Raw genomic sequence first — 22,650 nt, forward strand, 5'->3', positions numbered from 1 at the left:
TGAACCCAAGGCGAGCCCGACAGCCTATTGATTTCAGGCCCCGTCAGGGGCCTACAAACAACCAAACGAACGATGGGTTCCAGCCATACCGGCTTTTCTTGCCAACCGTTTGGCGGGCGTTTCGCCCGGCAAACGATCAGTTTTCGGAAAAATAGCTTTGCAGCGTGCGGACCTCAAGGTCCCCGCCCAGATAGGCGCGGATGCCCTGGGCGGCCGCCACGGCACCTGAAAGAGTGGTGTAATATGGCACTTTATGCAAGAGGGCAGCACGGCGCAACGAACGGCTGTCGGCCAGCGCCTGAGGCCCTTCGGTGGTGTTGAAAACGAGCTGGATGTCGCCGTTGGTGATGGCGTCGACGATATGCGGCCGGCCCTCCAGCACCTTGTTGACCTTCTCGGTCGGCACGCCGTTGTCGGTGAGGAAGCGCTGCGTGCCCGAGGTGCCCATCACCTTGAAGCCGAGCGAGTGCAACAGGCGGACCGCCTCGGTGATGCGGTGCTTGTCGCTCTCGCGCACCGAGACGAACACGGTGCCCTTGCGCGGCACGCGGGTGCCGCCGCCGAGCTGGCTCTTGGCAAAGGCGACCTCGAACGAGCGGTCGATCCCCATCACCTCGCCGGTCGACCGCATCTCCGGCCCCAGCACCGTATCGACGCCGGGGAAGCGGGCGAACGGGAACACCGATTCCTTGACCCCGACATGGCCGAGCTTGCGCTTCTTCAATTTGAAGTCGGCAAGCTTCTCGCCGGCCATGATGCGGGCGGCGATCTTGGCCACCGGCGTGCCGACGACCTTGGCGACGAACGGCACGGTGCGCGAGGCGCGCGGATTGACCTCGAGCACATAGATGTCGCCGTCCTTGATGGCGAATTGCACGTTCATCAGGCCGACGACGTCGAGGCCGAGCGCAAGCTCGCGGGTTTGCCGCTCCAGTTCCTCGATCATCCCGGCGTCGAGCGAATGCGGCGGCAGCGAGCAGGCGGAATCGCCGGAGTGGATGCCGGCCTCCTCGATATGCTCCATGATGCCGACGACAAAGGTGTCCTTGCCGTCGCACAGGCAGTCGACGTCGATCTCGGTGGCGTCCGACAAATAGCGGTCGAACAGCAGCGGGTTCTTGCCAAGCACGGTGTTGATCTGCCCGGTCTTGTCGTTGGGGTAGCGCGCCTTGACGTCGGCCGGCACCAGCTCGGGCAGGGTGCCGAGCAGGTAGTCGTTGAGCTGGTTTTCCTCGCGGATGATCTGCATCGCGCGGCCGCCCAGCACATAGGACGGGCGCACCACCAGCGGCAGGCCTAGATCGGCGGCCACCAGCCGCGCCTGCTCGACCGAGTAGGCGATACCGTTCTTCGGCTGCTTCAGCCGCAGCTTGTCGAGGATGCGCTTGAAGCGGTCGCGGTCCTCGGCAAGGTCGATCGCGTCGGGCGAGGTGCCCAGGATCGGAACGTCGGCCGCCTCCAGTGCGCGCGCCAGCTTGAGCGGGGTCTGGCCGCCGAACTGCACGATGACGCCGTGCAGCGTGCCGTTGCGGCGTTCGGTCGCGATGATCTCCAGCACGTCCTCGGCGGTGAGCGGCTCGAAATAGAGGCGGTCGGCGGTGTCGTAATCGGTCGATACCGTCTCCGGATTGCAGTTGATCATGATGGTCTCATAGCCGGCGTCGGCGAGTGCGAAGCAGGCGTGGCAGCAGCAATAGTCGAACTCGATGCCCTGACCGATGCGGTTCGGGCCGCCGCCGAGGATGATGACCTTCTTCCGGTCGGACGGCGCGCTTTCGTCGGCGAGATGGCCTGCGAACGGCGATTCATAGGTCGAGTACATGTAGGCGGTGGGCGAGGCGAACTCGGCCGCGCAGGTGTCGATGCGCTTGAACACCGGGCGGACGCCGAGCGCGTGGCGCTTGGCGGTGACCTCGGCTTCGGTGCTCTCCGACAGCACCGCGAGCCGGGCGTCGGAGAACCCCATGGATTTGAGCGTGCGCATGCCGAACGCGTTCGGCGGCAGGCCGTTGGTCCTGATCTTGGTCTCGATCTCGACGATGCCGCGCATCTCGGCAAGAAACCACGGGTCGATCTTGCAGGAGTTGAAGATTTCCTCGTTCGACCAGCCGAGCCGCATCGCCTGCGCTACCTGCAGGATGCGGTTCGGCGTCGGCGTGCCGAGCGCGGCGCGAACCGCGTTCTTGTCATCGTCGCGGCCCAGGCCCTCGATCTCGATCTCGTCAAGCCCGGTCAGGCCGGTCTCGAGCCCGCGCAGCGCCTTCTGCAGGCTTTCCTGGAAGGTGCGGCCGATCGCCATCACCTCGCCGACCGACTTCATCGATGTCGTCAGGGTATGGGAGGCGCCCGGAAACTTCTCGAACGCAAAGCGCGGGATTTTCGTCACGACGTAGTCGATGGTCGGCTCGAACGACGCCGGCGTCGCCCCGCCGGTGATGTCGTTGGCGATCTCGTCCAGCGTGTAGCCGACCGCGAGCTTGGCGGCGACCTTTGCGATCGGAAAGCCGGTCGCCTTCGAGGCCAGCGCCGAGGAGCGCGAGACCCGCGGGTTCATTTCGATCACGACCATGCGGCCGTCGGCCGGGTTGACGCCGAATTGAACGTTGGAGCCGCCGGTCTCCACCCCGATCTCGCGCAGCACCGCCAGCGAGGCGTCGCGCATGATCTGGTATTCCTTGTCGGTCAGGGTCAGCGCCGGCGCGACCGTGATGGAATCGCCGGTATGCACGCCCATCGGATCGAGGTTCTCGATCGAGCAGACGATGATGCAATTGTCTTTCCTGTCGCGCACCACCTCCATCTCGAACTCCTTCCAGCCGAGGACGCTTTCCTCGATCAGGACTTCGTTGGTGGGGGAGGCGTCGATGCCGCGCTCGACGATCTCGATGAATTCGGCCTTGGTGTAGGCGATGCCGCCGCCGGTGCCGCCCATGGTGAAGGAGGGGCGGATGATCGCGGGCAGCCCGATATCATCCAGCGCGCGCAACGCGTCGGGCAGGTTCTTGATCTGGATCGAGCGCGGCGTTTCCAACCCGATGCGGGTCATGGCCTCGCGGAAACGGCCGCGGTCCTCCGCCTTGTCGATGGCATCGGCGGTGGCGCCGATCATCTCGACGTCGAACTTGGCGAGCGTGCCCTGCTTGCGCAGCGACAGCGCGCAGTTGAGCGCGGTCTGCCCGCCCATCGTGGGCAGCAGCGCAAAGCCGCCCGGGACCACGTAACGCTCCTTCTCGATGATCTTGGCGACGATTTCCGGCGTGATCGGCTCGATATAGGTGGCGTCAGCCAGTTCCGGGTCGGTCATGATGGTGGCCGGATTGGAATTGACGAGGACGATGCGATAGCCCTCTTGCTTCAGGGTCTTCACCGCCTGCGTGCCGGAATAGTCGAATTCGCAGGCCTGGCCGATCACGATCGGCCCGGCGCCGATGATCAGGATGGTGGAGATGTCGGTTCTCTTGGGCATCAGCTCTCAGACTGGGAATCAGGCACAAAAAAAGGGCGCGCAGCCGCGCGTCCCTTGAGCCTTAGCGTGAGGGTTGCCCTCGCGCGCGGGTGGTCTTTAGACCAGATTTCGCAGCCGCGAAACCCCCAAAATCCCCCGTCAACCGCGATTTTCGCACCTGCCGTCAGTCAGATGCGGAGCGCGGCGCCTGCCCCAGCGCGTGCCGCGCCACGAACGTCATTCGCCACGGGTTGTGGCCGATATTGACGTGGGCGCGCGAGGCGGAGAAGCCGGCGGCGGCGAGCTTTGCGACCATCCCGGCCTCGCTGTAGCGCTGCAGCCCGACGCGGGAGCGCAATTGCCGGTAGTCGGACAAGGCCGTGCTGGCGAGCCCGTAGAGCGCATCGGTGAGAAAGCCGTGCGCGCGCGCGAATCTCAGCAGCGCCAGCACGTCGCGCCCCATGCCGATCTCGGGCCGCAGCACGTCGCCCAGCACCAGCCGGCCGGTCGGTTTCAACAGCCGGCGAATGACGGCAAAGGCGCGGTCCAGTTCCTCCGGCGTCATGTATTGCGCCACCGAATTCATCACGACGAGATCAACCGACGCCTCGTCCATATGGCGCAAATCGTCCAGCGAGCGCACGCGGATCTTGGTGTTGGGCGCAAACCGCGCGATCAGCCGGCCGCGAACGCCGGGCGCGGGCTCGGCCAGATAGAGCTTGCCGCAGGCGTCCGCCACCTTGACGGCCGAGAGCGCCTCGCCGCAGGCATAGTCCAGCACCACCGAGTCCGGCGAGGAGATGTAGCCGATGATGTCGCGCGCGATGATCTGGAAGTGCAGGTCGCGATGCCGCTTGCTCGCATAGATCGTATGCGTGGAGTCGTAATAGTCGATCCATTCTTCCATGCGGGCGCGTCCGGCATACGGTGGTTCCAGTGAAGGAACCGGCGGCAAGGTGATGCGTTAGGTGGTTCGTCGGCCAATGTCTACTGCCACGGCTGTGCGGTCCCAACAGGAAAGCCCTCATGAGCAAAGCGAACAATAAATCCGGCAAGGTGTCCCCCGATCTCGACACGCCGACCGACCTGCCGCCGGCCGCCGTCGAGAAGGTTTCCGGCGCGCTCAACACGCTGCTGGCAGACGCCTTCGCGCTCTATCTGAAGACCAAGAACTTCCATTGGCATGTCTCCGGCCGGCATTTCCGCGATTACCATCTGATGCTGGACGAGCAGTCAGCGGCGATCCTGGGCACCACCGACCAGCTCGCCGAGCGGGTGCGCAAGCTCGGCGGCCTCACGATCCGCTCGATCGGGCAGATCGCCAAATTGCAGACCATCGAGGACAATGACGAGCCTTACGTGCCGCCGCGCGAAATGCTGCGCGAGTTGATGGAAGACAACAAGCACATGGCGGCTGCGATGCGGAAGGCGCACAAGCTGGCGGACGACAATGAGGACAGGGGCACCGCGCAACTGCTCGAACTTTTTATCGACGAAACCGAGCGCCGCACCTGGTTTCTGTTCGAGGCCAGCCGCCAGGAAGGCGCCAACGCGGCGTAGGTCGGTATCTGTGGCGGCATCGGGCGGGTTGCACATCCCGACCCGCCCGACGAATCAAGCCGCGCCGCTCTTCCACAGCCTGACCAGCGGGCCGCCTTCGCCGCGCACCGGGTCGGACTTCGGCAACCTTACTTGAGGAATCGTCTTCAGCGCCTTCGCATGGTTCTCGGGCGTCGGCCGCGTAATCTGCATCGAAGGTCCGGGCGGATAGGCGCCGACCACGCAAAAATCCCTGCTCGCCGAGATCAATCGATGCCCGGTGCCGGCGGGCAGGATGGCGATGTCGCCGGTTGAGATTTCCAGCGTCTGGCCGCGCTCGCCGCCGAATTGCACGCGGGCCTGGCCGCGGGCGACGCCGAGCGCCTCATGCACGGTGGCGTGATAGTGCAGGTAGTCATAGACGCCGTTGCGCCACATCCCGCCCCAGCCATTGGCGCCGAACAGCGCCTCGATGGTGCTTTCGGGATCGTTGTTCGCCACCTCGACGGCGCGCCGATAGACCAGCAACGGCATCGGGTTGTTGGGCACAAGGCCGTCGTCGGCAAAGAAGAAAGTGAGCGGTTCGATCCCGGCGTCGGCGACGGACATGGTTGGTGCTCCCGCGGGCAATACTACTCCGGGACCAAACCAAAGTCAGCGCTTCACGTTGCCTTCGGGATCTCGAAAACCAGGCAGGTCGTGGTGGCGTGCGCGAGCAGGCGGCCCTTGATGTCGGTGATCCGCGCTTCCGCCGTGGCGGCGCGGCGGCCGACGCTGAGGGTCTTGCCCTCGGTACGGACCGGGCCGGTATCCTCGGTCATGCCCTTGATGAAGGAGATCTTGAATTCCAGCGTGGTGTAGCCGCTGCCGGCGGGCAGCGCGGTGTGGACCGCGAGCCCCATCGCGGAATCCAGCAGGATCGCGGCGTAGCCGCCATGCACCGAGCCGATCGGATTGTAGTGCCGGAATCCGGGCACGCTGTGGAACACGACATGGCCCTTCTCGGCGGTTGAATCGAACGGCTCGACGTTCTGCATGATCGGCGGCGCCGGCAGTTTGCCCTCGAAAATGGCGCGGACGAAGTCCAGCCCCGGCATCGACGCCATGACCTGCGTCGGCGTTACACCGTACTCGACCTTTGAGGCTGTCGTTCTATCGTCCATGGAGAGTTCTCGTCATTATGATTACGATCATCATATTATTGATATATCGCCAAGCGCGGGTGTCGTCACATGATTTCTCATCATGCCCCGGGTTTGCTCCGCTCATGGGTTGATTCGTCATTGCGAGGAGCCAACGGGTCGCGCGAATGCGCGCCCGATGACAGGCTCCGCGACGAAGCAATCCACCCTTGCTTTGCGGCCCGATGGATTGCTTCGCGGAGCCTGTCATCGGGCCGGCCATAGGCCGGACCCGTTGGCTCGCAATGACGGCGGAAGCCGCCTACGCGCGCTTGTTCGCCCGCATCAGGTCGGCGAAGCGCTTGAACAGATAGTGCGAGTCGCGCGGGCCGGGGGAGGCCTCCGGATGGTACTGCACCGAGAACACCGGTTTGCCGTCGAGCTGGATGCCGCAATTGGAGCCGTCGAACAGCGAGATGTGGGTCTGGGTCGCACCCTTGGGCAGCGTCGCCTGGTCCACGGCAAAGCCGTGGTTCATGGAGGTGATCTCCACCTTGCCGGTGGTCTCGTCCTTGACCGGATGGTTGGCGCCGTGATGGCCCTGATGCATCTTCATGGTGCTGGCGCCGACGGCCAACCCCAGCATCTGGTGGCCGAGGCAGATGCCGAAGGTCGGCGTGCCTGATTCGATCACCTTCCTGATCACCGGCACCGCGTATTTCCCGGTCGCGGCCGGATCGCCGGGGCCGTTGCTGAGGAACACGCCGTCAGGCTTTATCGCCAGGATGTCCTCGGCCGTCGTCGTCGCCGGCACCACCGTCACCTTGCAGCCCTCGCCGGCGAGCAGCCGCAGGATGTTTCGCTTGATGCCGTAATCGATCGCGACCACGTTGAATTCGGGCTCGGTCTGGCGGCCAAAACCCTTTTCCCACACCCACGGCGTCTCGTCCCAGGTGAAGCGCTGGGCCGAGGTCACCATCGGCACCAGGTCCATGCCTTCGAGGCCGGGCCATTCACGCGCCTCCTGTTTCAGCGCGGGCAGGTCGAAGGCACCGCTCCTGGCGTGGGCAATCACCGCGTTCGGCATGCCCTTGGTGCGGATCAGCGCCGTCAGCGCCCTGGTGTCGATGCCCGACAGGCCGATGATGCCGCGGGACCGCAGCCACTGATCGAGGTGCCTTGTGGCGCGGTAGTTCGAGGGGTCTGATATCGCCGAACGCAGGATCACGCCGCGCGCGCCCGGCGTCGCCGCCATGTTCACCGTTTCGATATCTTCCTCGTTGGTGCCGACATTGCCGATGTGCGGGAAGGTGAAGGTGATGAGCTGCCCGGCGTAGGAGGGATCGGTGAGGATCTCCTCATACCCCGTCATCGCGGTGTTGAAGCAGACTTCGCCGACGGCGTGGCCTTCCGCGCCAAGGCCGAAGCCCTCCAGCACGGTGCCATCGGCAAGCACGAGCAGCGCGGTCGGTTTGTGGTCCGGCCAGGCCGAGGCGTTTTCAGATGTTGTCATGAGCGCACTTCATAGTCGCAAGCACCCCCGCGCGTCAAAGCCGGAAAGCCCGTGATTCACACGCGCAGGCCGCATATTTGACAGGCAGCATCGCCGACTTAAGCTGGGTTCCTGCGGATTTCAGTCAAATCCGCCCCGAATCTGGAGCCGGGCATGGATGATTCGATGCCTATTCTGCTCGTTCCCGGCCTCGTCTGCTCGCCGCGGATTTATGCCCCCGTGGTGCCGGCGCTGTGGCGGTTCGGGCCGGTCATGGTCGCCAACCACATCCGCGACGACAATATGGCCCTGATTGCGCGCCGGATTCTGGCCGAGGCGCCGCCGCGCTTCGCGCTGGCCGGGCATTCGATGGGCGGCTACATCGCCTTCGAGATCCTGCGGCAGGCGCCCGAGCGGGTGGCGCGGCTGGCGCTGCTCAACACCCAGGCTAGGGCGGATACGCCGGAGGCGACCGCGCGCCGCCGCGGCATGATGGCCCGCGCCCGGGCTGGCGAATACCGCGCCGTGCTCGACGAGCTTTTTCCGGGTTTCGTCCACCCCTCGCGCCGCGAGGACGCGGGCCTGCGCCGGCTGGTCCACGACATGGGCGACGATGTCGGGCCGGAGGCCTTCATTCGGCAGCAGATCGCGGTCATCAGCCGGCCGGACTCGCGGCCGACGCTGGCCGGCATCGACTGCCCGACGCTGGTGCTTTCGGGCGATCAGGACAACACCATCCCGAATTCGCTGTCGGTGGAGATGGCCGACAGCATCCGCAACGCCAGGCTCGTGATCCTGCCCGATTGCGGTCACCTGCCGCAGGTCGAGCGGCCGCAGGCGACCGCCGAGGCGCTGGTCGAATGGCTGCGGAGCTAGTTGTTCTGGGACCGCGAACGGCCTAGATCAGGGCAGGTAAATCCAAAGAGGTAACGCAATGCTGCGCGACGACATCAACAATGCGGTCAAGGACGCCATGCGCGCCAAGGACGAGCGCAAGCTCTCGACGTTGCGCATGGTGAACTCGACCATCAAGAACGCCGACATCGCCGCGCGCGGCGAAGGCAAGCCGCCGTTGTCGGACGCCGATCTGCTCGGCGTTTTCCAGAAGATGATCAAGCAGCGCCAGGAATCGGTCGAACTCTACGACAAGGGCGGCCGCGCCGAGCTTGCGGCGCAGGAGCGCGAGGAGATCGCAATCATCTCGGCGTACCTGCCGAAGCAGATGTCGGAGGACGAGGTGAAGGCGGCGATATCGGCCGCGATATCCGAAACCGGCGCCGCCGGCATGAAGGACATGGGCAAGGTGATCGGGGCGCTGCGCGCGAAATTCGCCGGGCAAATGGATTTCGGCAAGGCCAGCGGCATGGTGAAGGCGGCGCTGACTGGCTGAGTTTCGCCGGCCATTTGATGCATCACGCATGGGCGTGGCAGGCATGCATTCGCCGGCTACGGCAGGTCGCCGCCGCTACTGGACCTGCTACCTGAAATGAGGAATTGTTCGCGCGAGTCCTCACCTCATTCGACAGGTATTTCATGTCAGATTCGATCGCCAAAGACGTTGATGCTGCGCGACCCCTGCTGTTCCAGCCGTTAAGGATCCGTGACCTGACGCTGAAGAACCGTCTGGTCGTTCCGCCGATGGTGCACTATCGCGCCGGGCCCGGCAGCACCTGCGGCTTCTTTCACAACGTGCATCTCGGCCGCTACGCGCTCGGCGGCTTCGGGCTGGTGTTTGTCGAGGCCACGGCGGTCGAAGAGGTCGGTCTGATCAACGAGCATGACCTCGGTATCTGGAACGACGCCCAGGTGCAGAGCTTCAAGCCCCTGATCGCGTTCATGAGGGGCGAGAACACCGCGATCGGCATTCAACTCGCGCATGGCGGCCGCAAATCGTCCTCGCAGCGCGCGATGGACGGCATGGGGCCGCTCACCTCAGAGCAGATCAAGGCGGGCGCCAGGCTGTGGCAGCCGGTCGGGCCGACCAGCGAGCCCGTTGCCGATGGATGGCTGACGCCACGCCAGCTCACCACCGACGAGTGCCGGGCGATGGTCGGCACCTGGGCCAGGGCGGCCCGCAACGCGGTCGCCGCCGGTTTCGATACCATCGAGGTCCATGCCGCCCATGGCTATCTGCTCGCCTCGTTTCTCTCGCCCGTTTCCAACACGCGCAATGATGAATATGGCGGCGATCGCTGGGGACGCATGCGCCTGCCGCTCGATATCGTCGAAGCGGTGCGACGCGAGATGCCTGACGGCATGCCGTTGTTCGTGCGGGTCTCCGCCGTCGACGGCGCGAAGGATGGCTGGAATCTCGATGACACGGTGGTCTTTGCGCGCGAGTTGAAGTCCCGCGGCGCCGACGTGATCGACTGCTCCTCCGGCGGCATATCAGGCTCGGCGACGGCCGCGCAAGTCCCGCGCGGCCTCGGCTTCCAGGTCCCCTATGCCGAGCGCGTCCGCAAGGAGGTGGGCATCGCGACGATGGCGGTCGGCATCATTCTCGAAGCGCAGCAGGCCGAAGCGATCCTGCGCAACGGCCAGGCCGACCTGATCGCGGTCGGGCGGCAATCCCAGTTCAACCCCAACATCGCCAATCACTGGGCCCATGATCTCGGAATCAACCGGAAGTTCGAGGACTGGGCGCCCGAATTTGGCTGGTGGCTCGAGAAACGGATTCGAACCATGGAAGGGTTCGCCACGCCGGTCGGGGTGGTCAAGCGCCAGGCATAGGATGTCGATGCACCATGCTCACCGAAGCCGCCACCTACGAAGAACTCTACCGCAATTTCCGCTGGGACATTCCGGCTCGCTTCAACATCGCGACCGCGTGCTGTGACCGTCATGCTGACGGCTCCGGCCGTCTCGCGCTTGTGTATGTCGACGAAGACGGCGCCAGGATGCGCACCTCGTTCGACGCCGTCGCCGAAAAGTCGCGCCGCTTCGCCAATGTGTTGAAGGCCGACGGGCTGACGCGCGGCGATCGCGTCGCGGTGTTCCTGTCGCAATCGCTGGAATTGCCGATCGCGCATCTCGCCGCGCTTCGCTCCGGCATGATTTCGATCCCGCTGTTTGCGCTGTTCGGCGAGGACGCGCTGGAGTTCCGCCTGTCGAATTCCGAGGTCAGGGCGGTCGTCACCGACGAGGCCGGCTGGGAGAAGCTGGCCAAAATCCGCGATCGGCTTCCGGCGCTCAGGCATGTTTATATCATCGCCGACAAGGCGCCCGAAGGCGCAAAGAATTTCTGGACGCAGATCGACGCGGCGTCGCCGGATTTCGCCACCATTGATACCTCGTCCGACGATCCCGCCTTGATCATCTACACATCGGGAACCACCGGAAATCCAAAAGGCGCGCTGCACGCCCATCGCGTCGTGCTCGGGCATCTGCCCAATGTCGAGATGTGCCACAATTTCCTGCCCCGGCCTGGCGACCTGATGTGGACGCCGGCGGACTGGGCCTGGATCGGCGGGCTGATCAACGGGCTGTTCGCGTTCTGGTATCACGGCATTCCGCTGGTCGGGCATCGCGCGCGAAAGTTCGAGCCGCAGGCGGCGATGGCGATGATGGCGGAGCTGTCGATCCGCAACGTGTTCCTGCCGCCGACGGCGTTGAAGCTGATGCGGCAGGCCGGCGTGACGAACCCCGGCGTCAGGCTGCGCAGCCTCTTCACCGGCGGCGAGTCGCTTGGCGGCGAATTACTCGGCTGGGTGCGCGAGACCTTCGGCATCGACGCGCATGAAGTGTTCGGCCAGACCGAGTGCAATCTGGTGATCGGCAGCAACGCGAACCTGTTTCCGATCCGGCCCGGCGCGATGGGCAAGGCGACGCCTGGCTTCGACGTCCGCATCGTCAACGAGAGCGGCGAGGAACTGCCGCGCGGGCAGCGCGGAATCATCGGCGTGCGCCAGCCCTGTCCCTGCACCATGATCGAATACTGGCGCAACCCGGAAGCCACCGCAAAAAAATACGCCGGCGGGTTTCTCCTGACCGGCGATCTCGGGGTGCAGGATGCGGACGGCTATTTCTGGTACGTCAGCCGCGAGGACGACGTCATCACCACCGCCGGCTATCGCGTCGGCCCTTCCGAGATCGAGCACACGCTGATGAAGCACCCGGCGGTGGCGATGTCGGCGGTGGTCGGCATTCCCGATCCGATCCGCACCGAATCGATCAAGGCCTGGATCGTGTTGCGTCCCGGCTTTGCGCCCGATCAGGCGCTGGCGCGCGAGATCCAGGAATTCGTCAAGGTGCAGCTCGCCGCGCATGAATACCCGCGCTTCGTGCAGTTCACCGATACGCTGCCGATGACTGCGACCGGCAAGGTGCTGCGCCGCGAATTGCGGGCGCTGGGGTGACGGCGCAAGGCGTTTGGCGCCGTCATTCCGGGGCGATGCGAAGCGTCGAACTACGGTGCGCAATTGCGCACCTGAGAATCTCGAGATTCCCCGATGCGCAATTGCGCATCTGAGGTCCGGTGCTAACGCACCGTCCCGGAATGACGACAGGGGCAGGGCGTCCCCCGCCGAAATTTGACCGAGATCAACACACCTCCCGCCCCACCCGTTCTCAATGCCTCAAATCAAACGGAGGAATCGATGAGTTCGGTTTCCGGCAAGGCCGATCCGGTGGTGCGGCGCATCGCGGTGTCCGACATCGCCGAGGCGCTCGGCCAGGGATTGCGGGATTTTCAGGCGGTGCCGCTCTACGGACTCGCCTTTGGCGCGCTCTATGCCGCCGGGGGGATCGCCATCCTGCTCTGCCTGACTGCGTTCGGCATGGTCTATTTCGCCTATCCGCTCGCCGCCGGTTTTGCCATGATCGGGCCGTTCGTCGCCGTCGGCCTCTACGAGGTGAGCCGCCGGCGGGAGGCGGGGCGGCCGATTTCGATGGCCGCGATCTGGAGCACCGTGAAGAGCCGCGGCGAGATCGGCTGGATGGCCTTCGTGACGCTGTTCGTGTTCGTGGTGTGGATGTACCAGGTCCGGCTTCTGATCGCGCTGCTGCTCGGGCTCAACGTCTCGTTCTCCGGCCTGCGCGAGTTCATCATGGTGGTGCTCACCACCAACCAGGGGCTGTTGTTCCTTGCCATCGGCAACGCCGTCGGCGCGGCGCTGTCGCTGATCCTGTTTTCGCTGACCGTGGTGTCGTTTCCGCTGCTGCTCGACCGCGACGTCGATTTCGTCACCGCGATGATCACCAGCGTGCGCGCGGTGGTGACCAGCCCGCTGCCGATGATCGGCTGGGCGGCCCTGATCGTGGTTCTGCTCGCGGTCTCGGCGATGCCGTATTTCCTCGGCCTGGTGGTGACGCTGCCGGTGCTCGGCCACGCCACCTGGCATCTCTATCGCCGCATCATCGCGCCGGTGCCGGGTTAGCGCGTTTTCCGTTTCGATTCCGTCGAAGTGGAAACGGCTCCCGGCGACGTCTTCAGGATTGAACGCAGCATCGACGCCAGATCGTACCGCCGGAACGGCTTTTTCAGGATATGAACTTCCCGGCCGAGCCCATCGCGCACTTCGACGGGATGCCCGGTGTAGCCGGAGGTGAGGAGAATCTTCAGTTCTGGCCGCAGGCGCGCGGCTTGCCTGGCGAGTTCAGGGCCGAACATACCACCGGGCATCACGACATCCGAGAACAGGAGGTGGATTGTCGCGGAGCTGCGCAATATCGCGAGCGCGGCGGGCGCGTCGCGCGTCGCGATGACGCGATAGCCGAGCGAGCCCAATTCGCTTTCAACGAATGCACGCACCATGTCGTCGTCCTCGACAACGAGAATGCTTTCGTTGTCGGCGGACGTGGCGAGTTGATCGGCGGGCGGCGCGGCGCTGGCCTGTGACGCATCCGCGCGGGGAAAGAAAAGCCTGACCGAGGTTCCATGTGCCGGCTTGGAGTGTATCTGCATCGACCCGCCCGATTGTTGAACAAACCCGTAAACCATGCTCAGTCCGAGACCCGTACCTTTCCCCACCTCCTTGGTGGTGAAGAATGGCTCGAAGGCGCGGCGGGCAATTTCGGCCGTCATGCCGGTGCCGGTATCGGTAACGGCGACCATGACGTGATCGCCGGGGCGGGCTTCGCCATTGACGTCGATATCGGAATCACCGAGCGAGGCGTTACGGACCTCGACCGTGAGCTTGCCGCCTGTCGGCATGGCGTCACGGCCGTTGAGTACCAGATTGAGCAGGGCGGACGCCAGTTGCCCGGGATCGACGCTGGCCAGCCACAGATCGTGATCGAGCTGGAAATCGCACTCGATATGTTCGCCCAGCGTCCGTCGCAACAGTTGCTCCATGCCCAGAATCTTTTGGCCGATGTCAGTGCTCCTCGGCATCAATGGCTGCTTGCGCGCGAAGGCGAGGAGGCTCCTTGTCAGGTCGGCGCCGCGCTCGGCCGCGGTTGCGATGTCGTCGGCGATCCCGCGCAATTCCCTGTCTGCCGCCAGCCTGTCCGCGAGATGCTCGGCATTGCCCAGGATGACGGTCAGCAGATTGTTGAAATCATGCGCCACGCCGCCGGTGAGCTGACCCATAGCGTCCATTTTCTGGGATTGGGTGAGCTTCTGATTGAGTTCGTCGATGGAGTTGCGCTGTCGCTCAAGCGACTCGGCGGTGCCGTTGAGCAGCGTCATCAGTCCGCCCAGTTCACCGCGCGGATAGGGTGGGGCAATCCGCGCGCGGAGATCGCCAAGCCCGAGTCGCCTCGCCATCGCGGCGAGGCGTCCGACCTGGCGGCCGACGCTCACGGTCGCCAGTACCCATACGCCGGCGAGCAGCAGCAGCAGGGCCACCGCCAGAATCGCCAGATCCTCGTAAAGGCGGCGGTTGGCGGCAGCAACCAGCCCGTCCTTGGATCGTCCGACCACGATGTAGAGCCCGGCATCGCGGATCGAAGGCGAGCGGGCGACGGCCCAGACATGGGTTCGGCCGTCCCGGCCGGCCACCTCGCGGAATCGCTCGCCGTTCGGAGCGGCCGCAAACCGAAACAGTTCCGAGTCCGCGATCGATGCGCCGGGCAACGCCGCCCAGTCTTTTTCCTGCGGTGCGACCAGCACCATGCCCTTTCCGTCAACCAGCAGAATCTGATTGTCGTTCAACAGGCGTTCGCCGTGATCCCTGATGAATTTCTGCAGATTGAACGACGCCAGCAGGATAAATTTCAGTGCTCCGGTTTCCGCACGCACCGGGTAGGCGATCTGCAATACGGCTATCCCCGTCAGCCGGCCGAACACGGGCTCCAGCGTGACGACGCCGTGCGCCATCAGCGCCTGCCGGAAATACTCGCGATCCCTGAGATCGAGGGTCCGGTTGGTGCGCAGCGAGTCGCAGAACAGGCTGCCGTCCGGATTGATCGTCAAGATGCCGGTGAACTGCCGGTATTCCTCCCGCACGGTGGACAGGAAGGCGGAACAAGCCGCCTGGTCGCTGGTGTCGAGGTCGCGGGCGCGGGCCAGGCCGTAATGCAGTTGGGCAGTGCCCTGGATTTTCCCATCCAGGTCGTTTGCAAGGTCGTTGGCCGTCGCCGACAGATTGGCCAACGCAGCGTTGATTTCGCTGGTGCGATTCTGGACGAAGCGCAGTCCCACGAGGATGGCCGGTACCAGCATCGCAGCGATGACAAGTATCATTAGCCGGGTGCGCAGGCTCATCGGTGCGTCGTCTCACCCTGGAGTCGGTGATGTTCGTTGCGATCAGAAGTGTTCGGAATTTCCGTGCTATCCGTCGAAGATGCCGCCGGCGTACAGTCGATGCCGCCAGCGTGAAGCGCTGATGCTGAAATACCCTTTCGGCAAGCCTGTGTCCACTCATCGCCCGCGTCAATCTGACGGACGTCGATAGCAGGGCGACGCGCGGGAGCTTCCGCGACCCTTTTCGCGTGGCAGGCGCGAGCTTCGCCCGTCTCGCCCGTGCAAGAGAGCCGGGCGAGCAGGTATCGCGCGGCTTCCATCGGCTTGCCGCGCATGCATAATGACGCGATCGCTCTCGCACCGGATTTTTCCATGTCGCTTCAGCCTTATCTCGCCTTCGTCGCCGCCTGCATCGCGCTGGCGCTGCTGCCGGGCCCGGTGGTCACGCTTGTGATCGCCAACGGCCTGCGCTACGGCACCCGCGCGGCGCTGATCAATTGCGCCGGCGCGCAAACCGGGCTCGCCATCGTGATCGTCGTCGTCTCGGCTGGCCTGACCACGCTGATGGCGACCATGGGCTACTGGTTCGACTGGGTGCGCTTTGCGGGCGCGGCCTATCTGATCTGGATCGGGATCAAGCTGATCCGCGAGCCGGTCGCGGGCGTCGAGACCGACGCGCCGCCACCGCCGCCGCGCGGCGGCTTCTTCCTGCAGGGTTTCCTGGTGCTGCTCTCAAACCCGAAAATTCTGGTGTTTTTCGGCGCGTTCATTCCGCAGTTCATGGACATGGAGAAGGATCATTTCCCGCAAGTCGCGCTGCTCGGCGTTACCTTCATGGTGATCGCCGCGATGACCGATGCCGTCTATGCGCTGGCGGCGGGCCGCGCCCGGCTGTTCTTCTCGCGGGAACGGACGCGGCTGCTGTCGCGGATATCAGGCGGTTTCATGATCGGCGGCGGCATCTGGCTGGCGCTGACGCGATCGCGCTGACCTTGAGTCTTTGAACCGCGAGCCGCGAAGGCGCGTCCGATCCGGCGTCGCTGCGACCCAGGCTCAGCCCGGCATCAGCCGCTCCGCGCGCAGCTTGACCTCGATCTCGGCGAGAATCCGCGCCAGCCGGCCTGCCCATGCCGCCTGGCCCGCGGCGTCCGCAATCAGGTCCTGGCGGATTTCGATGCCGGTGTTGATCAGCCCGCGCGCTTCGCCATGCACGGGGATGGTGTAGTCGGTCTCGTCGCTGACCGCGTAGGGCTCGTTGTCGCCGACCACCAGATCGCCCTCGGCGCGCAACAGTTTCAGCAACAGCGGCGCCAGTTGCCTGTCGCGGTGGTAGAGCGTGCCGATATGCCAGGGACGCGCGATCCCGGCATAGACAGGCGTGAAGCTGTGCAGCGCCACCAGCACCGTGGGTCGACCCGCGCCCAGCCGCTGGTCGATGATCTCCCGGATGCGCCGGTGATAGGGATCGAAGATCTGCGCGCGGCGCGCCTGCGCCGCCTCGGGCGCGATGGCCTCGTTGCCGGGGATCGTGGTGGCCTCGCTGATGCGCGGGATCGAGCTTGCGACTTCAGGCGGGCGGTTGCAGTCGATCACCAGCCGCGAATAGCGCTGCGCGATCAGATGGGCGTCGAGCTGCGTCGCAAGCTGCTCGGCGACGCCGGCAATGCCGATGTCCCAGGCGATGTGTCGCGCCAGTTCGCTTTCGGGCAGCCCGAGGTCGCCGAGCGCGCGCGGGATCAGCCGTCCGTAATGGTCGCAGGTCAGCAGGAACGGCGAGCCGCCCGCTTCCCGATATTCGCGCACCGGGGGAACATCTTCGGCACCCAGGAGTAGGGCTGTGTCGCCGGTGTGATTCAAGGCGTTTCCTTACAAGCGCTGCCTATTGAGGCGGCATGCGATCTGGAAGTAGGCAGGGTTCGGCCTAGATTAGACATACCACAATCGATATTTGATAGACGATGCCGCTGCTGACCATCAACCACAAGACCGTTTATCGCTATACGCGGCCGGTCGCGTTCGGCGAACACCGCATCATGCTGCGCCCGCGCGACGGTCATGATCTGCGGGTTCTGTCCGGCACCCTCGAGATCGAGCCGGAGCCGATGCGGCTGCGCTGGATCCATGACGTGTTCGGCAACAGCGTCGCGATCGCAGTTTTCGACCAGCGCGCCGACACGTTGTCGATCACCTCGACGGCGACGGTGGAGCACAACCCGGAGAACGAGTTCGCGCTGACCGCGGACGATCCCGCCTATTTCTATCCGTTCCTCTACGAGGACGAGGAATTGCCCGACCTGCTGCAATTCATCACGCCGCAATATGGCGATCCCGGCGGCGAGCTGTCGGCGTGGGCGCGGACGTTTCTTGACGCCGACGGACCGACGCCGACCTTCAACATCCTGAGCGGGATGACGCATGGCATTCGCGCCGGCTTCAGCTACCGCAAGCGCTATGAGCAGGGCAGCCAGCATCCGCTCGACACGCTGCAGACCCGTTCCGGCACCTGCCGCGATTATGCGCTGTTCATGATCGAGGCGCTGCGCCGTCTCGGCATCGCCGCGCGTTTCGTGTCCGGCTATCTCGCCATTCCCGGCGACAGCGCCCATGGCTATGTCGGCGGCGGCTCGACCCATGCCTGGGTGCAGGTCTATCTGCCGAGTGCCGGCTGGATCGAGTTCGATCCGACCAACGGCATCGTCGGCACCCGCGACCTGATCCGCGTCGCGGTGGCGCGCGACCCGCGTCAGGCGATCCCGCTGCACGGGACCTATCTCGGCGCGGCCGACGCCTTTGCCGGCATGGACGTCCACATCAACGTCGTCTCGGTCGGCGATGACAACCTCCAGCCGCAGCAGGTGTGACCCATGGAGATCAAGGTCGGCTTCGAGATTTCATACACGGCGGTGCAACCGACGCCGATGGTGATCATGCTGAGCATCCATCCGTCGCGCTTTTCCGACATCGTCGGCACCGAGCGGATCGCGGCCGAGCCTGCCGTGCCGATCGGTTTCTACCGCGACGGTTTCGGCAATGTCTGTGGCCGCCTGGTGGCGCCGGCCGGCGGCGTGACGCTGCGCGGTGACGCGCTGGTCCGCGATTCCGGCCTGCCGGACGTGGTGGTGCCGACCGCGCAGCAATTGCCGATCGAGCAGCTGCCCGACGAAGTGATGCAATATCTGATGCCGAGCCGCTATTGCGAAACCGACAGGCTCATCGACGTCGCCTGGTCGCTGTTCGGCAACACCCCGCCGGGCTGGGCGCGGGTGCAGGCGATTGTCGATTTCGTCCATAACCACCTGACCTTCGGCTACCAGCACGCGCACCACATGAAGACCGCGCATGACGCCTACGAGCAGGGCGCCGGCGTCTGCCGCGATTTTGCGCATCTGGCGCTGACCTTCTGCCGCTGCATGAACATCCCGGCGCGCTACTGCACCGGCTATCTCGGCGACATCGGGGTGCCGCCGGATCCCGCGCCGATGGATTTCTCCGGCTGGTTCCAGGTCTATCTGTCCGGCCAGTGGCACACCTTCGACGCGCGCCACAACGTGCCCAGGATCGGCCGCATCCTGATGGGCACCGGCCGCGACGCCGCCGACGTCGCGCTGACCACGAGTTTCGGCCGGATGGACCTGGTCAAGTTCGTCGTCATCAGTGAAGAGGTGGTGCCGGCTTAGCAACTGACGCGCTTTGTCATTCCGGGATGGTGCGCAAGCACCAGACCTCAGATGCGCAATTGCGCATCGGGGAATCTCGAGATTCTCAGGTGCGCAATTGCGCACCGTAGTTCGATGCTTCGCATCGCCCCGGAATGACTGTATGTAATCCCATGATTTCAGATCGTCTGTTCGTCTACGGCACGCTGATGCGCGGCTTCGACCATCCGATGGCGAAGCTTCTGTCGCGCAGTGCGGATTATCTGGGCCCCGCCACCTGCCGCGGCCGTCTCTATCTCATCAAGCATTATCCGGGTCTCGTGGCGTCCAGCGATCCCGCCGACATCGTGCATGGGGAGCTGTACCGGCTGCGCGACCGCGATGCGCTGCTCGGCGAATTCGACATGTATGAGGCCTGCGGCGCGGGCTTTCCGGAGCCGACCGAATATCTCCGCCGCATGCTGGCGGTGACGGACGAGAATGGTGCTGCGCTTGAGGCGTGGGCCTACCTCTATAACTGGCCGGTCGCCGGCCTGCCGCGGATCGCCTCCGGCAAGTTCCTGGAATCAACCGCCCTGTGAATAGTGGCGAGAAGCCTGATAAACATCACTTTCGGGGCTAGCCTGCCTGTATCGATAATCGATTCGCCACCAGCGACCAGGCACACCCTCGATCATGCGCTTCACGCCCCAGTTTCTCGACGAGCTGCGCGCGCGGCTTCCGGTCTCGGAAGTGGTGGGGCGGCGCGTCAAGCTGAAGAAGGCGGGCAAGGAGTGGAAGGGGCTGTCGCCGTTCCAGCAGGAGAAGTCGCCGTCGTTCACCGTCAACGACCAGAAGGGCTTCTACCACGACTTCTCGTCGGGCAAGCACGGCGACGTCATCTCGTTCCTGATGGAGACCGAGGGCGTCGGCTTCACCGAGGCGGTCGAGCGGCTGGCGGCGATGGCCGGCATGGCGCTGCCGGCGGCGACGCCCGACGCCGCCCGCCACGAGCAGCGCCGCAAGACGCTCCATGACGTGATGGAACTCGCCGCGAAGTTCTTTGCCGATACGCTGGCCTCGCGCACCGGCGCGAAAGCGCGCGGCTATCTCGGCGACCGCGCGATCTCGCCGGCGGTGCAGTTGCAGTTCCGGTTGGGTTACGCGCCGGGCGAGCGCTTTGCGCTGAAGGAGCATCTCGGCGCGCTCGGCGTCTCGACCGAGGACATGGTGGAGGCCGGCCTCCTGGTCGCGGGCGAGGATATCCCGGTGCCCTATGATCGCTTTCGCGACCGCGTGATGTTTCCGATCACGGACGTTCGCGGACGCGTCATCGCGTTCGGCGGCCGCGCGCTGGAAAAGGACGTGCCGGCAAAATATCTGAACTCGCCGGAGACGCCGCTGTTTCACAAGGGCGACAATCTCTACAACCTCGCTTCCGCGCGCCAGGCCGCGCATAACGGCAGCCCGCTGATCGTGGTTGAAGGCTATGTCGACGTCATCGCCATGGTCACCGCGGGATTTGGCGGCGCCGTCGCGCCGCTCGGCACCGCGCTTACCGAGAACCAGCTCGCGCTGCTGTGGAAGATGGCCGACGAGCCGATCCTGTGTTTCGACGGCGACCGCGCCGGGCAGAAGGCGGCGTTCCGCGCCGCCGACCTGGCGCTGCCGGGCCTGTTGCCCGGCAAGAGCCTGCGCTTTGCGCTGCTGCCGGAAGGACAGGACCCCGACGACCTCGCGCGCTCCGGCGGCCGGGCCGCGATCGAGGAAGTGATATCCGCCGCGCGCGGGCTCGCCGACATGCTGTGGTCGCGCGAGATCGAGGGCGGCAGCTTTGCCACGCCCGAGCGGCGCGCGGCGCTGGAAGCCCGCATCGGCGAACTCGCCAGCGGCATCCGCGACGAGGTGGTGCGGCGCTATTATCGCCAGGATCTGGCCGAGCGGCTGCGGCGCACCTTCGCGCCCGACCAGGCGCGCGGCTTTCATGCGCGGGGTAATTTTCGCGGCGCCGGCGAATCAGGCCGCCGCTTTGCGCCGCGCGGCACGTTCACGCCGGGTCCGGCGGGCCGAGCAGGCTTTGGCGGCGGCCGCGGGCAGGGGGCGTCGGCCAGCCCGACCATCGACCGCGGCCCTTACCAGGCGGCGAGTTCCCAGCTTGCCAACAGCCCGATCATGCGCAGCCAGCGCAGCGCCATGTCCCGCCGCGAGGCGCTGATCCTGCAGTCGCTGATTAACCATCCCTGGCTGCTGCACGACCACCTCGAGCAGGTGGCGGCGCTGGAACTGGCGCATCCGGAGGCCAACAAGCTGCGCGCCGGCATCATCGCCGCCTTCGCCAACGACCACCACCATTCGCCTGATGTCGGGGAGCAGGCCGAAAAAATGCGGGCCGATCTCGAAGCGCGCGGATTAATTGATATTCTTCAACGGGTTGAGCGATCAATCACAACCTCGGCGGTATGGGGTTCAAAGCCCGGTGCAGCCCGCGAGGACGTTCTTGCCACCTGGCAGCAACTTATTGTCTTGCATCAGAAAACCCACGCCCTACTTAGGGAGAGGAAGGACGCCGAACTGGCCCTGGGCGAGGAGCTCAGCGAATCCAATCTGGCATGGCTGAAGGACGTCAGCGCCCGGCTGGATAGTCTTGACGGCACCGAGGCGCTGATCGAGGGTTTTGGCGAGCTTTCGGGCCGGTTCCGCCAGAGCGTCTGATCGAAATGATGCGGGGATGGCGGCCGCGGGGGCCGTTAAAGGACTCGCCAAATCCATGGTTTGGCGGCAGAAACAGGGTTAATCGAAGCTTAGGGCCCTTGCGGCTAGAAGAGATAGATTCGGCGAAGTGGAATGCGGGGTGGCGAGGTTCTGCGCCGCCCTTTCCGCGTCATGAGCATGCCGCCAGCGGCCATGCTCCGGCGCAAGACTCTTAAGTGACAGTACGAGATAAGTGACAGGTCGAGAAGACGGATTGACGAACGGTCGTCTCGCTCGGGTGCAGGTTTGAATCAACGGCGGGTGTTGCGGCGACGCATTCTCGCGCGAGCGCGTTTCGGGAGCTTGATGAATGGCCACCAAGGCAAAGACGCTGCAGGTCAAGGACAAGGAAAAAGACGACAAGGCAGCCGACGCGCCTGAAAAGGATTCTGCCGACGCGCCGTCGCCGTTGCTCGACCTCACCGACGCCGCCGTCAAGAAGATGATCAAGCAGGCCAAGAAGCGCGGCTTCGTGACCTTCGATCAGCTCAACGAAGTGCTTCCCTCCGACACCACCTCGCCCGAACAGATCGAGGACATCATGTCGATGCTCTCGGACATGGGCATCAACGTGTCGGAAGCCGAGGAGTCCGACGGCGAGGAAGAAAAGGAAGACGAGGCCGACGACACCGACAACGAGCTCGTCGAGGTCACGCAGAAGGCCGTCACCGAGGTCAAGAAGTCCGAGCCGGGCGAGCGCACCGACGATCCCGTCCGCATGTATCTGCGCGAGATGGGCACGGTCGAGCTGCTGTCGCGCGAGGGCGAAATCGCCATCGCCAAGCGCATCGAAGCCGGCCGCGAGGCGATGATCGCGGGGCTCTGCGAAAGCCCGCTGACCTTCCAGGCCATCATCATCTGGCGCGACGAACTGAACGAGGGAAAGATCTTCCTTCGAGACATCATCGATCTCGAAGCCACCTATGCCGGCCCCGACGCCAAGAACAACATGAACCCGTCGATGATCGCCGGCCCCGTCGCCGCCGACGGCCAGCCCGTCAACGGCCAGGCCCCCAACGGCAACGCCGCCGCCATGCCGGCGG

At 65.0% G+C, this 22,650-nt stretch carries 19 protein-coding genes; 12 read left to right on the forward strand and 7 right to left on the reverse strand.

Translation table 11 applies throughout. From position 1 onward, the window contains the following. Nucleotides 1-136 precede the first annotated feature (136 nt). Both carB and Q0D31_RS22930 read right to left on the reverse strand, forming a co-directional pair. Nucleotides 137-3,466: a carbamoyl-phosphate synthase large subunit gene (gene carB / locus Q0D31_RS22925; RefSeq protein ID WP_291856392.1), complete on the reverse strand. Its 3,330-nt coding sequence runs from the start codon at nucleotides 3,464-3,466 to the stop codon at nucleotides 137-139. A gap of 163 nt (nucleotides 3,467-3,629) precedes the next feature. Next, nucleotides 3,630-4,352 (reverse strand): class I SAM-dependent methyltransferase, encoded by a 723-nt coding sequence (locus Q0D31_RS22930; protein ID WP_291856394.1) that lies wholly within the window; start codon nucleotides 4,350-4,352, stop codon nucleotides 3,630-3,632. Between the two features lie 119 nt (nucleotides 4,353-4,471). On the opposite strand from Q0D31_RS22930, the gene Q0D31_RS22935 reads away from it, so the two are divergent. Next, on the forward strand, nucleotides 4,472-5,005 hold the full coding sequence (locus tag Q0D31_RS22935) for a DNA starvation/stationary phase protection protein (protein ID WP_291856396.1): 534 nt from the start codon (nucleotides 4,472-4,474) through the stop codon (nucleotides 5,003-5,005). A 54-nt stretch (nucleotides 5,006-5,059) separates the two neighbouring features. Here the strand turns inward: Q0D31_RS22935 and Q0D31_RS22940 are convergent, their stop codons facing one another. The 3 genes from Q0D31_RS22940 to carA form a co-directional block, all read right to left on the reverse strand. Next, nucleotides 5,060-5,593: a cupin domain-containing protein gene (locus Q0D31_RS22940; protein WP_291856398.1), complete on the reverse strand. Its 534-nt coding sequence runs from the start codon at nucleotides 5,591-5,593 to the stop codon at nucleotides 5,060-5,062. A 53-nt stretch (nucleotides 5,594-5,646) separates the two neighbouring features. Beyond that, nucleotides 5,647-6,147, reverse strand: a complete 501-nt coding sequence (locus Q0D31_RS22945; protein ID WP_291856400.1) for a PaaI family thioesterase — start codon at nucleotides 6,145-6,147, stop codon at nucleotides 5,647-5,649. A 280-nt stretch (nucleotides 6,148-6,427) separates the two neighbouring features. After that, complete coding sequence (gene carA, locus Q0D31_RS22950) at nucleotides 6,428-7,618, reverse strand: glutamine-hydrolyzing carbamoyl-phosphate synthase small subunit (RefSeq protein ID WP_291856402.1); 1,191 nt, start codon at nucleotides 7,616-7,618, stop codon at nucleotides 6,428-6,430. Nucleotides 7,619-7,771: 153 nt separating this feature from the next. Between carA and Q0D31_RS22955 the strand changes: the two genes are divergently transcribed. The 5 genes from Q0D31_RS22955 (at nucleotide 7,772) to Q0D31_RS22975 (ending at nucleotide 12,972) form a co-directional block, all read left to right on the forward strand. Next, on the forward strand, nucleotides 7,772-8,473 hold the full coding sequence (locus Q0D31_RS22955) for an alpha/beta hydrolase (RefSeq protein ID WP_291856404.1): 702 nt from the start codon (nucleotides 7,772-7,774) through the stop codon (nucleotides 8,471-8,473). A gap of 58 nt (nucleotides 8,474-8,531) precedes the next feature. Further along, nucleotides 8,532-8,987, forward strand: coding sequence for a GatB/YqeY domain-containing protein (locus tag Q0D31_RS22960; protein WP_291856406.1), 456 nt, complete (start codon nucleotides 8,532-8,534; stop codon nucleotides 8,985-8,987). A gap of 143 nt (nucleotides 8,988-9,130) precedes the next feature. Further along, nucleotides 9,131-10,327, forward strand: coding sequence for an NADH:flavin oxidoreductase/NADH oxidase (locus tag Q0D31_RS22965; RefSeq protein WP_291856408.1), 1,197 nt, complete (start codon nucleotides 9,131-9,133; stop codon nucleotides 10,325-10,327). Nucleotides 10,328-10,341: 14 nt separating this feature from the next. Continuing rightward, a complete protein-coding gene (locus Q0D31_RS22970; protein WP_291856410.1) occupies nucleotides 10,342-11,952 on the forward strand; it encodes an acyl-CoA synthetase in 1,611 nt (536 codons plus the stop codon). 240 nt (nucleotides 11,953-12,192) lie between these two features. Continuing rightward, the gene (locus Q0D31_RS22975; RefSeq protein ID WP_291856412.1) at nucleotides 12,193-12,972 is read left to right on the forward strand and encodes a DUF2189 domain-containing protein; all 780 of its coding nucleotides are present in this window, start codon (nucleotides 12,193-12,195) and stop codon (nucleotides 12,970-12,972) included. Here the strand turns inward: Q0D31_RS22975 and Q0D31_RS22980 are convergent. Next, on the reverse strand, nucleotides 12,969-15,242 hold the full coding sequence (locus Q0D31_RS22980; RefSeq protein WP_291856414.1) for an ATP-binding protein: 2,274 nt from the start codon (nucleotides 15,240-15,242) through the stop codon (nucleotides 12,969-12,971). The two genes, Q0D31_RS22975 and Q0D31_RS22980, sit on opposite strands and share 4 nt — an antisense overlap. A 351-nt stretch (nucleotides 15,243-15,593) precedes the next feature. Between Q0D31_RS22980 and Q0D31_RS22985 the strand changes: the two genes are divergently transcribed. Then, nucleotides 15,594-16,211: a LysE family translocator gene (locus Q0D31_RS22985; protein ID WP_291856416.1), complete on the forward strand. Its 618-nt coding sequence runs from the start codon at nucleotides 15,594-15,596 to the stop codon at nucleotides 16,209-16,211. 63 nt (nucleotides 16,212-16,274) lie between these two features. On the opposite strand, the gene Q0D31_RS22990 is transcribed toward Q0D31_RS22985, so the two are convergent. Then, entirely contained in the window at nucleotides 16,275-17,078 is an 804-nt protein-coding gene (locus tag Q0D31_RS22990; protein WP_291856418.1) for an N-formylglutamate amidohydrolase, read from the reverse strand. Nucleotides 17,079-17,179: 101 nt separating this feature from the next. Here Q0D31_RS22990 and Q0D31_RS22995 point away from each other — a divergent pair, with 101 nt between their 5' ends. The 5 genes from Q0D31_RS22995 to Q0D31_RS23015 form a co-directional block, all read left to right on the forward strand. After that, a complete protein-coding gene (locus Q0D31_RS22995) occupies nucleotides 17,180-18,082 on the forward strand; it encodes a transglutaminase family protein (RefSeq protein ID WP_291856420.1) in 903 nt (300 codons plus the stop codon). Between the two features lie 3 nt (nucleotides 18,083-18,085). After that, on the forward strand, nucleotides 18,086-18,898 hold the full coding sequence (locus Q0D31_RS23000) for a transglutaminase family protein (RefSeq protein WP_291856422.1): 813 nt from the start codon (nucleotides 18,086-18,088) through the stop codon (nucleotides 18,896-18,898). 152 nt (nucleotides 18,899-19,050) lie between these two features. Beyond that, nucleotides 19,051-19,458 (forward strand): gamma-glutamylcyclotransferase family protein, encoded by a 408-nt coding sequence (locus Q0D31_RS23005; RefSeq protein WP_291856424.1) that lies wholly within the window; start codon nucleotides 19,051-19,053, stop codon nucleotides 19,456-19,458. A gap of 94 nt (nucleotides 19,459-19,552) precedes the next feature. Then, on the forward strand, nucleotides 19,553-21,568 hold the full coding sequence (gene dnaG / locus Q0D31_RS23010; RefSeq protein ID WP_291856426.1) for a DNA primase: 2,016 nt from the start codon (nucleotides 19,553-19,555) through the stop codon (nucleotides 21,566-21,568). 349 nt (nucleotides 21,569-21,917) lie between these two features. Beyond that, nucleotides 21,918-22,650 (forward strand): RNA polymerase sigma factor region1.1 domain-containing protein (locus Q0D31_RS23015; protein ID WP_291856428.1); only part of this gene is annotated, 733 nt, incomplete at its 3' end.

It is taken from the genome of Bradyrhizobium sp. (genome assembly GCF_022844465.1).
Classification (GTDB): Bacteria; Pseudomonadota; Alphaproteobacteria; order Rhizobiales; family Xanthobacteraceae; genus Bradyrhizobium.